8 protein-coding genes and 2 pseudogenes are annotated in these 11,170 nt (G+C 39.8%); 5 read left to right on the forward strand and 5 right to left on the reverse strand.

What is annotated here, in order from left to right; all coding sequences use genetic code 11:
* Positions 1-5: 5 nt before the first annotated feature.
* The 3 genes from ACWIX0_RS11375 to gltX form a co-directional block, all read right to left on the reverse strand.
* A complete protein-coding gene (locus ACWIX0_RS11375) occupies positions 6-1,643 on the reverse strand; it encodes a lytic transglycosylase domain-containing protein (protein ID WP_454174113.1) in 1,638 nt (545 codons plus the stop codon).
* Positions 1,644-1,662: 19 nt separating this feature from the next.
* The gene (locus tag ACWIX0_RS11380) at positions 1,663-1,941 is read right to left on the reverse strand and encodes a YggT family protein (RefSeq protein WP_454174114.1); all 279 of its coding nucleotides are present in this window, start codon (positions 1,939-1,941) and stop codon (positions 1,663-1,665) included.
* A 68-nt stretch (positions 1,942-2,009) separates the two neighbouring features.
* Entirely contained in the window at positions 2,010-3,350 is a 1,341-nt protein-coding gene (gene gltX / locus ACWIX0_RS11385) for a glutamate--tRNA ligase (protein WP_454174115.1), read from the reverse strand.
* Between the two features lie 335 nt (positions 3,351-3,685).
* On the opposite strand from gltX, the gene ACWIX0_RS11390 reads away from it, so the two are divergent.
* The 5 genes and pseudogenes from ACWIX0_RS11390 (at position 3,686) to ACWIX0_RS11410 (ending at position 9,257) form a co-directional block, all read left to right on the forward strand.
* Positions 3,686-4,939, forward strand: coding sequence for an efflux RND transporter periplasmic adaptor subunit (locus ACWIX0_RS11390; protein ID WP_454174116.1), 1,254 nt, complete (start codon positions 3,686-3,688; stop codon positions 4,937-4,939).
* Positions 4,940-4,998: 59 nt separating this feature from the next.
* A pseudogene (locus tag ACWIX0_RS11395) lies at positions 4,999-5,670 on the forward strand (ABC transporter ATP-binding protein); the annotation flags it as partial.
* 263 nt (positions 5,671-5,933) lie between these two features.
* Positions 5,934-7,166 (forward strand): ABC transporter permease, encoded by a 1,233-nt coding sequence (locus tag ACWIX0_RS11400; RefSeq protein ID WP_454174117.1) that lies wholly within the window; start codon positions 5,934-5,936, stop codon positions 7,164-7,166.
* A gap of 147 nt (positions 7,167-7,313) precedes the next feature.
* A complete protein-coding gene (gene purH, locus ACWIX0_RS11405) occupies positions 7,314-8,945 on the forward strand; it encodes a bifunctional phosphoribosylaminoimidazolecarboxamide formyltransferase/IMP cyclohydrolase (RefSeq protein ID WP_454174118.1) in 1,632 nt (543 codons plus the stop codon).
* A gap of 153 nt (positions 8,946-9,098) precedes the next feature.
* Positions 9,099-9,257, forward strand: coding sequence for a hypothetical protein (locus ACWIX0_RS11410; protein WP_454174119.1), 159 nt, complete (start codon positions 9,099-9,101; stop codon positions 9,255-9,257).
* 26 nt (positions 9,258-9,283) lie between these two features.
* Here ACWIX0_RS11410 and ACWIX0_RS11415 read toward each other — a convergent pair whose 3' ends face one another.
* The gene (locus ACWIX0_RS11415) at positions 9,284-10,024 is read right to left on the reverse strand and encodes a hypothetical protein (protein ID WP_454174120.1); all 741 of its coding nucleotides are present in this window, start codon (positions 10,022-10,024) and stop codon (positions 9,284-9,286) included.
* Positions 10,025-10,342: 318 nt separating this feature from the next.
* Positions 10,343-11,170: pseudogene (locus tag ACWIX0_RS11420) on the reverse strand (hypothetical protein); the annotation flags it as partial.

Below are 11,170 nucleotides of genomic sequence, written 5' to 3' on the forward strand. Positions count from 1 at the left end.
AAAATCTAATATCTAAGTGTCTTTTTTAGCAAGGATTCTATATCGATTTCATTTCCTAAAAGCTGCTGATAAATCACATAGTTTGCAAGCACACGCATACCATAAAATCTAGTTTCCTCCACAGGCAACAATTCAAGCGAAATCCACGGCTCATATTTGCGAGATTTTAGAAAAAGTCGTTTTTTTGCAAGAGTTTTTCGCAAAAATCCCGGTCCGCCATTATACGCATAGGCACTAAAAAGCGGGTGGGAAAACTCCCTATTTAGCTCATCTAAATACATTCGTCCAAATTCATAAGCGATGATGGGGTCAAACATCGATTCTAGCGTAATGTCCTGCCTTTTTAGCTTTCTAGCAAAAGGTTCTACATTAAATGGCATTATTTGCATCATTCCTAGCGCATAAGAGCGTGATACAAGGGCTGGCAAAAATGTGCTTTCTTGCTTTGCTACGGCTAGTGCCATCGCTTTTTGGGAGTTATCACGCCACGATAGTTTCTCGGTGTAGGGCATTATAAAGTAGTTTATGGAATATTTATTTAGCCTATTATTGACAAAGGCTAGATGAGGAATCGTATCCTCATAGCTAAAATCTTTTGCTAACGCCTTTAGCCTCGTGCTTTCCTTTGGCATATTATCACGCAAAATCTGCCACGCAAAAGGGTCTTTTATATCTAGCTTTGGATTTTGGTTTGATAGATTTTCAAAAGTAGAGATGATTTTATAATTTGGCGTGGTTTTTAGCTTTTGGTTTGCATAGATAGAAAAAATATCGGCGTATTTGCTTGCTTGCAAATCGTTTAAAAACGCCATATTATCGCTTAGCAAATATTGCCAAAATATCGCCCTATCGCGCAAAAACGGGTCAGCAGCATTTTTTCTAGAGAGTGCGAAATATTTTAATGCCTTATCTTTTGTGCCTATGCGGACTTCATTTAGCCCGATTAAAAATAGTGTATTTGCATCGTTGATTCCGCTTAAATCCGCTTTTGAAATGCTTTTTTTAAATTCTAAAAATCCTCCATCTAAAATCACATTTTGCAAGATTCTATTAAACGAGTAGCGATTAGCATTTGCAAGGTTTTTTAGGGATTCTGGCTTGATAGGCGTGCCAAAAATCTCTGCTCTTTGATTGTAGCTAAGGGAGTTGTAGATTTCAGCAAAGATTTGCGCGCTAGAATTTAGCATTGATTCTTTGATATTTTTGCTTCGCAGGATTTGGATTTTTTGGATTATGTGTGGGTGGGTAGCTTTTAGTTTAGCTATAAAAAAATCTACTTGTGCTTGACTCATAGATGGGACTAAGCCTAGTCGCAGGGCATAAGCGATACATTGCGCGTCTTTGTTTTTTAGGGATTCGTAGGCTAGTTTTGCGCAGGCGATATTTTTTGGCATTTGGGCGTGAAATCCCTTTTTTTCTAATGCGGATTTTAGCTTTGGGATTTCGTTATAGACGAGTTTGTAGGCTTCTAGAGAATCTTTTAGGCTCGTATCTTTGTGCGTGATAAATTCCCAAATGTAAAAATCGCGTGCCACACCTTTTGGCTTTGTTTGTAGCTCTTTTAGGCTTAGCAGTGGCGGGCAATACGCCACGCAAACGCACATAAAAAGCCACAGAAAAAAACTACAAACATATCGTGCCATATCGATTCTCAAAAGTGGTTTATAGCACGCCAAGCGTGTGTATAATGACTTTGTCAAGCACTTGCAAAGCGATGATGACTACGATTGGCGAAATATCAATGCCATTTATTACCAAAAATGGCATTTTTTCTCTAGCCCACAAAAGCAGTGGCGCACTTAGTCGGTTTAGCACCTGCACGATAGGGTTATATGGGTCTGGTCGCACCCACGAGAGAAGCACCGCGATGATAATCACCCACATATACGCGCTAATGAGTAAATGCAACCCTGTGCCAATCGCACCTAATAAGACGGACATCTCACTCTCCTTTTTTAGATTTTGTGGTTTTTTTGTTGTGATTGATTTTGGACGACTTTATTTTTACTTTATGTTGATTTTACTCGCAATATATAGGGCAAAATCTCGCGCAAATGCGGATACATAGCACTTATATCTGGTCCGTGGCTAGCCCCTGTAAGCAAAATCCTAAGTGGCTTAAAAAATTCCTTGCCTTTAAGATTGCTCTCTTCCATAGCAAGTTTTTTAAACTCATCGTATTGTTTTGGTGGATTTTTAGCTAGCTTTTGTAATGCGTAAAATAGCCTCTCACATTGCGCACTAAAATCCTGCTCTTCATAGCTTGCAAAAATATCTTTTGGCTCTAAAATAGCGTTTATTTTTTCGCGCAGTTCATTTAGAGTGCTTGCTTCTTCTAGGTAGATTTTGCCAAGAGAGCCGATTTGGCTAGCATACTGCTTGCTAGATTCTAGCAAAAGGGCGATTTTTTCCTCATCTAAAAGCGATAAATGCGCGTGATTGATAAAGCGAAGTTTTGCGATGTCAAAGCGCACGGGGGATTTTGCGATTTTTTTTATGTCAAACCACTCTATCGCTTCATCTAGTGTGAAAATCTCTTTTGGCGTGTGGTTGCCCATAGCGATTAGATAGTTGCAAATCGCACTTGGCAAAAACCCCTCATCTAGTAGCCACGCCACACTTGAAGCGCAATCTCTTTTGCTCATTTTTTTGCCACTATCATTTAGGATAATGGGCAGATGCGCAAACTCAATCTCCCTTTCATAGCCTAATGCTTTGTGGATAAGAATTTGTTTTGGGGTGTTGCTTGTGTGGTCTTCGCCCCGCACCACATAGCTAATATCATACAGCATATCATCGCACGCGCAGGCAAAATTATAAGTAGGCACAAAATCTTCACGCAAAATCACAAAGCTATCTAGCTCATTTGGCAAAAATTCTAGCCTTCCTTTGATATTATCTGTGTAGCATATCGCTTTATCTGCGCCTTTTAGTCGCACCACAGGGTTTTTTCCATTTTTTATCGCCTCTTGTTTTTGTAGCTGTGCCCAAGCATCATCATAGCGAAAAGCCCTCTTAGAATCTATCGCCTCTTGTTTTTTTGATTCTAAAAATTCTTTTGAGCAGTAGCAATAAAAAGCTTTTCCTTGCTTTAGTAGCATTTCTGCAAATTGCCTATGATGATTAAAGTTTTCACTTTGATAGACTAGGCTATCCCATTGCAATCCAAAAAGAGTCAGCAAAGAGCAGATTTCCTTGTCTTTGCCCTCGATATTTCGAGCAAAATCCGTATCCTCAATACGCAATAAAAACCGCTCATTTTTTTGTTTAGCCAAAATATAATTAAAAATCGCAGCCCTAAGATTGCCTATGTGCATATCACCTGTGGGGGAGGGCGCAAAACGAAGCATTATAAGTCCTTGTAGATGTTTGATAAGAATCTTGGCATTTTAGCATAAAATCTTTGCGCATAAATCTAAAATCTTGTGTGTGATATTGTATTTGATATAGATTTTGGCTAGGTTTTTGCTAGGATTTATCTAAATCTAAATATTTGCAAAATCTTGCATATAAACCAAACCACATAACGAGATTTTAGGTATTTTATCGATAGTTTTGTGTTATTTTATTTTGATTTCACATACAAATCCTAAAATCCCACAACATTTGCAAAAATTTGCAAAACCACATTTGCTAGAATTTATAATAATTTTTCAAAGTCTATGAAATCCAAAGGAGCATAACATTGAGTGCGCAAGAGATTTATGCACGGCTAAATCCACCCAAAAAAAATCGCAAGTTTTTATTTTCGCTTGCATTGCTTGCGGGCGGGCTTTTTGTCGTGCTTTTGTTGGTAGTGTTTATCCCACAATCACAATCTCACATCTACACTACGGCAAATCCCACAAACATAACCATAACCCAAGTCGTATCTGCCACAGGCACGCTATCCCCTACCGATACGGTTGAGGTAGGCTCTCAAATCTCTGGGCGCATAGAAGCGGTATTTGTAGATATAAATGATGAAGTTACACAAGGGCAAGTGCTAGCCAAAATCGACCCTGAAAAGCTAAATCAAACCTTAGCAAAATATAAGGCAAATCTAGATTCTGCGCGTTCTCAATATGAATTATCAAAAACTACGCTAGAAAAAACGCAGTGGAATTATAATCGATTAAAAGAGCTATATGAGCGCACAGGAGGCAAATCCCCTTCAGAGCTAGAGTTAAAAACCGCGCAAATAGAATATGAGAGTGCCAAAAACACTTTGCGAGTAAATGCTTCAAATATCGCAAACATAGAATCTGATGTCAAAAGCTCTCAAATTGATTTGCGAAATGCGATTATTGTTAGCCCGATAAATGGTATCGTGCTAGAGCGCAGTATCGATGCGGGGCAGACAGTGGCGGCAAATTTTCAAACCCCGACACTTTTTAAGCTAGCAAAAAGTCTAGAGACAATGAGCCTAGTAGTAAATGTCGCAGAATCAGACATAGGCAAAGTAAAAAAGGGGCAGGAAGTTAGCTTTTTTGTCGATGCGTATCCAGAGGTAGAATTTAGCGCGCTTGTAGATAGGGTAAGCTATGCTTCGAGCGAGGATAGCACCAATAATATCGTAAGCTATGAAACTAAAATCTTGGTGGATAATAAGTCGCTTTTGCTCCGTCCCGGAATGAGTGCTAGCGCAAATATCCGCGTCCAAACCCAAAAAGATGCGCAAAGTATCCCTGTAAGCGCGCTGTATTATGAGCCACCGCGTGAGAGGGAGCAGGCAAAAAAGGCGTTTTCTTTTGGTGGAAATATGCCTCGCCCACCGCGAAGCAATATCACAAAATCTAAAACGATAGGCAAGATGATTTATGTTTTAAAAAATGGCAAACCTGAACCCTTAGAAGTCGAAGTAGGCATAAATGACGGCACAAATGCCCATATCATAAGCCCGATATTGCCAAAAGATACAAAAGTCATCATCTCCCATCAAGCAAAATCTAAAAAATAGCCCAAACACCTCTAAAATCTAATAAAATCTAAAATCCACAAAATCTAAAAAGGCAAACAATGAGTTTTATCTCTTTGCAAGATATTCACAAAACTTATGATGCGGGCTATCAGGCGTTGCGTGGCGTGGATTTAGACATTGCTAAGGGGGAATTTGTAGCGATGATGGGACCATCTGGCTCTGGAAAATCCACTATGGCAAATATTTTAGGTTGCCTAGATTCTCCTAGCAGTGGCAAATATTTTTTTAACGGCGTGGAGGTAAGTGCGCTAAACCGCACGCAGAGGGCTTATCTGCGTAGATTTTATATAGGATTTATTTTTCAAGGGTTTAATTTATTATCACGCACTTCCGCGCTAGAAAATGTCGAGCTTCCTTTGCTATATCGAGGCGTAGAAAAAAGTGAGAGAGAAAAAATCGCTATGGACGCCCTAGCAAAAGTCGGGCTAGAATCCTTTGCTACGCATTCTAGCAATGAGCTAAGTGGCGGGCAACAACAGCGCGTAGCCATAGCTAGAGCGATTGCTAGCTCGCCTTCATTCCTTATCGCAGATGAGCCTACGGGCAATTTGGATTCTAAAAAAAGCGTGGAGATAATGGAGCTTTTATGCGAGCTAAATAGGGATTTTGGGATAACGATACTTATGGTTACGCACGAAAGCGAAATGGCAGCTTATGCTACGCGTGAGATATTTTTTTTGGACGGCAAGATACAAAGCGATAGCGCGAAAAATCGCGAGCAATCCACAAAATCCACACAAACTGATTTTTCAAAATCCACTTCTACAAAATCCACCAAAGCTACAAACACAGCAGAATCCATAAAATCTGCAGAATCAACGCCCTCTAAAACAAAACCTAAAACAGAATCTAAAATGCAAAAAAAAACGCACTCTACCACAAAATCTAGCCCAAAATCTAATGAGGATTTTGCCATAGAATCTAGCGCAGATTCTATCCTCAAATCTAGCCCAAAATCTAAAAAGGCAGACAAATGATTTTTAACGCATTTGTGCTAGCGTTTAAACAGATTCGCAGGAATTTGCTTCGGGCTTTTCTCACAATGCTAGGTGTTATCATCGGTGTTGGGAGCGTGATTGTGATGATAGCTATCGGCAATGGCGTCAAAGAAAATATCCAAAAGCAAATCCAATCGCTAGGAAGCAATATCATAATGGTGCGCCCTGCTAGAGGGTTTATGAGCGGGGGAGGTGCGCTAAATAAAAATTTTAGTTTAGAGGAAGTGGCGACTTTGAAGCAGAGATTTGTCGAGGCTAGGGCTGTGGCTCCTAGCGATTGGAGAGAAACTCTTGTGCGCTATGGTGGGAGAAATGCCCAAATCCAAATCATAGGCATAGATAGCGAGTATTTTAAAGCTACGCAATGGAATCTATCAAATGGACGAAACATAGAAGAGCGAGAATACACGCAAGGTGCTAGGGCTTGCCTAATCGGCACAAGCGCGATAAAAGAACTATTTGACATAGAAAATATCTCAAATCCCACAAGCACGCTAGGCAAGCGAGTGCGCATAAAAGATAGCGTGTGTGAAATCATAGGCGTGCTAGAATCAAAAGGGCAGGGCGGAATGGGAAATGATCAAGATAATGTCATCATAATGCCACTAAAGGCTTACTCTAGTTTTGTATTTGGCTCTAATAGCCTTTTTTTCCTAAAAAGTATCACCATCTCGCTAAAAGATAGCATAGATAGCGCGCAAGCTACGCAACGATTGCGTGAGATAATGCTACAAATCCGCCCACCCAAAGAGGGGCAAAGAGAGCGATTTGAAATTTGGGATACCAAAGAAATGGCTCGCGCACAAGAAGAGACCACAAAGACAATGACGCTTTTTCTTAGCTGTATTGCGGGGGTTAGTTTGCTAGTTGGTGGCATAGGGATTATGAATATTATGCTAGTTTCAGTTACCGAGCGCACGCGTGAAATCGGCACTAGGCTAGCTATCGGTGCGTTAGAGAGCGAAGTGCTTATGCAGTTTCTTATCGAATCGGTGGTGATTTCTATGCTAGGGGGGCTTATAGGGATTGTGCTTGGATTTTTTGTGGCGTTGTTTATGAGTTTTTATTTGCATATTCCATTTGTGTTTGATTCTATGGTGGCAGTGGGGGCTTTTGGTGTGTCGGCTGGGGTTGGGATTATTTTTGGCTACTTGCCTGCCAAAAAGGCTTCTATGCAAGACCCCATAAAGGCACTAAGATATGAGTAGGGATTTTGGTTTTTAGATTTTGCGTGAATCAATCATTGCTAGTTAGTTTAAGAATATCAATGTAGATTTAAGCAAGTTGGGAGTATAATTTGGGCTTTGTTTTAAGCGCAAATAGATTTTGCAAACACAATACAAAAAAGGCACAAAATGAGCAAAGATTTTACCAAACAAGCAAGTAATGAAGCCGCGACAAACCACAAAATCAAAAACACCGCAAAAAAAGCCCTGCTAAGTGTGAGTGATAAAGATGGCATACTAGATTTTGCGCGTGGGCTAGTAGAGCTAGGCTATGAGATATTATCCACAGGAGGCACGCTAGCCACACTAAAATCAAATGGCATAAACGCCATAGAGGTTAGCCACTACACGCAAAGCCCCGAGCTTTTTTCTGGGCGTGTGAAAACGCTTCACCCAAAGATTCACGGAGGCATACTCTATCGTAGGGATAATCAAAACGATTGCAAAACCGCACAGCAAAACGGCATAGAGGACATTAGCCTAGTGTGTGTGAATCTATATCCGTTTTTTGCGACTACTAAGCGAACTGATGATTTTAGCGAAATCATCGAAAATATCGACATAGGGGGACCAACGCTTATAAGGGCGGCGGCAAAATCTTTTCAAAGCGTGCTAGTGCTTGTTAGTCCTAGTGATTATGAGATGGCGTTACAAAATCTAAAGACAAATCAAAACACGCTAGATTTTCGCAAACAAATGATGATAAAGGCATTTAGTCATACTGCGCACTATGACACAATGATAGCAAACTATATGAATGAGCGATTTAATGATGGGTTTGGCGAGTTTGCATTTATCAGTGGGCGCAAAGTGTGTCAAACGCGCTATGGAGAAAATCCACACCAAAAAGGTGCGCTATATGAAATCACAGAGATTAGCGATTTTTACTCCAAGCAGTTTTGCGCAATCAAAGGCGAGGCTAGCTTTAATAACCTAACGGATATGAATGCTGCTATAAAGCTAGCAAGCGCGTTTAGCGATAAAAATAAAAATGGCAAAAATCTATGCGCAGTTTCTATCATAAAGCACGGGAATCCCTGCGGATTTGCCCTAAAAGATAGCCTGCTTGAAGCCTATAAATCCGCGCTAAAATGCGATAGTGTGAGCGCGTATGGTGGGGTGGTGGCTATAAATGGAATCATTGATGAAAATCTAGCAAATGAAATGTCTAAGACTTATATAGAAGTGCTTGTGGCGTGTGATATTACGCAAGGTGCGCTAGAGATTTTATCTAGCAAAAAACGACAAAAAATCTTTATCACTAAGCAGGAGCGATTAGCCCTGCCCTGTGTGAGTTATGATTTTAAGAGAATCGATGGGGGATTGCTATATCAGCAAAGCGATAGTGTAGGCATAGATGAGGTGGCAAACGCGGAGCTAAAAAGCCTAAAACGCGCTAGTGAGTGCGAACTAATCGATTTAGAAATCGCATACAAAATCGCAGCCCTTACCAAATCAAATTGTGTAGCTTATGTGAAAGATTCTGCATTGGTAGCCATAGGTATGGGTATGACAAGTCGTGTAGATGCTTCGCGTGCCGCGCTTGCAAAAGCTAGCGATATGGGGCTAGATGTGAGGGGGTGTGCTTTAGCTAGTGAGGCGTTTTTCCCTTTTAGAGATAGTATTGATTTAGCTGCTAGTGTGGGGGTAAGCGCGGTAATATGTCCGGGGGGAAGTATGCGAGATAGTGAAGTCATAGACGCGGCAAATGAGCATAAAATCGCGCTATATTTTACAGGGATTAGGCATTTTTTGCATTAGATTTTATGTGTTTGTTTTGGTTAGATTTTAGGCTTTGTGTCATTATTTTTTGCGCTATTTAGGATATTTCAAGCGATAAAATATCGTTGCTAATGCTATATAGCAGGATTGGCAAGATTTTTTATCATTTCCAAAGCCTTTAAATGCGTGGTTTTGTTTATTTTCACACTCCGTTTATCTAATGAATCTAAAAATCTAAAAAGCGCGATTTTAGCAAAAAATTCTCGCTTTTTAGATTCGCGGGGTTTGAATCAATTTTTACCTTTTAGATTCAATCTATGGCAAATCGCCACTAGATTTACGCGAATCTAAACGCACAGATTCACATTAGATTTGCGCTATTTATTCTTTAATTCGCTTACTTCGCCAAAGATGACATAAGGCAGTCCGCCGTTTAGTTCAAAGCATTTAACTTCTACGCCTTGCAAATCGCCCGAATCTACCGCCTTTTTGGTTTGCTCTAAAATGTATTCTTTTAGGTAAATCTTTTCGCTTACTTCATTATAAATCTTTGGCGAGATATATGCGCCTAGCGCGTTTAAAACAGGCACTTTTATCATAAAGTCGCCTTTGATTGCAAATCCACCAAGCAATCGTTTTGCTACACGCGATTTTAGCGGAAATAGCGTATAAATGTTAGGCGCAGTTGAAGCCCGTCTAGACGAAAATCCAAAAAGCTCACAAAATCCTACTTCGCCAAAGTAGAAAAATAATCTTTGCATTTTAAAAAAATGCCTCCGCTCAAATCCTATGCCCTTATCCGTTACAAAAAAGCGATTTTTGCGTAGATAAACCAAATCATACAAACTTAATACGCAAGGCAATGCAAAAAATATCCCACAAAATATGCCAAGTCCAAATTTGCCCTGCTCTATACCAACAAACGCACTAAGTGAAACAAATCCACAAAGTATCAACACGAAGTTTTTCCATATATAATCCCACAAATTTAAATTATGCCGTTCATTAAATATCATTTCGCCCAAATTTTTGTCATTTTGGCAATCTCTAGTATAGATTTCTTGAGCGATTCCGCCCTTGCCACCTAAAAAACTAATCAAAAAATAAAATAAAGTCATAGCAAAATCCTAACATATCCCAAAAATAAAATCATAAATGCAATATTTGCGAGCCATAAATGAAACTCGACTATATCCAAATAAAAACAATAAAATTCCCATATCATAGCACAATAATAAAATCCCACATAGACTATAATGCCTAATGTCAGGTATTTTAAGTCCCATTAAATCAAATCAACGCCTTAAAATCAAATCAAAGTAAATCAAAGTAAAGTAAGCAAATGTATTATGCAATAGCATTTATGGCGGTTTGCAAAATGTTAGTAAAAACTATCGATAAGCCCATCGCCAAATATCATCAGCAATAAGATAAATTTATTGTTTATAGATAGAGATTTTGTGCGTATCATAAAATCCCTTTTCAATGAGCGCCTTTTCGATAAGCGAAGTGCGGAGATTTAGGCTAGAATTTGTGCCTAAAAAGCTCGTTTTAACCCAATCGATTGATTCGAGCGCGGATTTTATACGCGCCCTTTCAAGCGGATTTTCGCGCAAAATCACAATGCCATAACCGCGCCTATGTGGCAAGGATTCAAAGTCATAGTAGATTTTCATCTGTGGTTTGCCAGCAGAGTGAAAACAAGTGCTAGGCAGATATAAATCGCATTTATAGAGCATTGCTTTGTTGCGTGTGCTTGAACTCGTCCCACCATCGCTAAGAGAGTAGATTTTGATAAAGTCTTTGCAGGTTTTATGCGCGCTAGATTCAATGTTTAGCGTTTTATTGCTAAGTAATTTTTTATGCGCCCAAATTTGAAAAAGTGTCGCCACTTCGACTTCTTTGCCATTTGGATAGACAAAGCTATTTAGCGGGAGTTTTTCGCTATGGACTAGCTCATAGTCTCTCACGCGCTTTTTTGGGCTACCCTTGCCATCGCTATCAAAAAGCGGAGGCAAGATAAACGCCACAAAATCCGCGCCATTTTGCAAATCCTTAGAATCCCCAAAATCCCCCGCGTGATTGATAAAACGAAGTGCGAGATTCCCGCGAAGTCCAAAAGGTGGATTGCCTAGCACGATATATTTTTGGCGTGATTTTGTGTTGCTTTTAAATTCAGATTCGCGCTCTTTTGGGGCGAATCCTAAAAAATTCTCACACAAAATGCCTTTGTTTTCATACTCTTTTTTGTCCTCCAAATCAAT

The organism is Helicobacter sp. T3_23-1059, assembly GCF_053654515.1.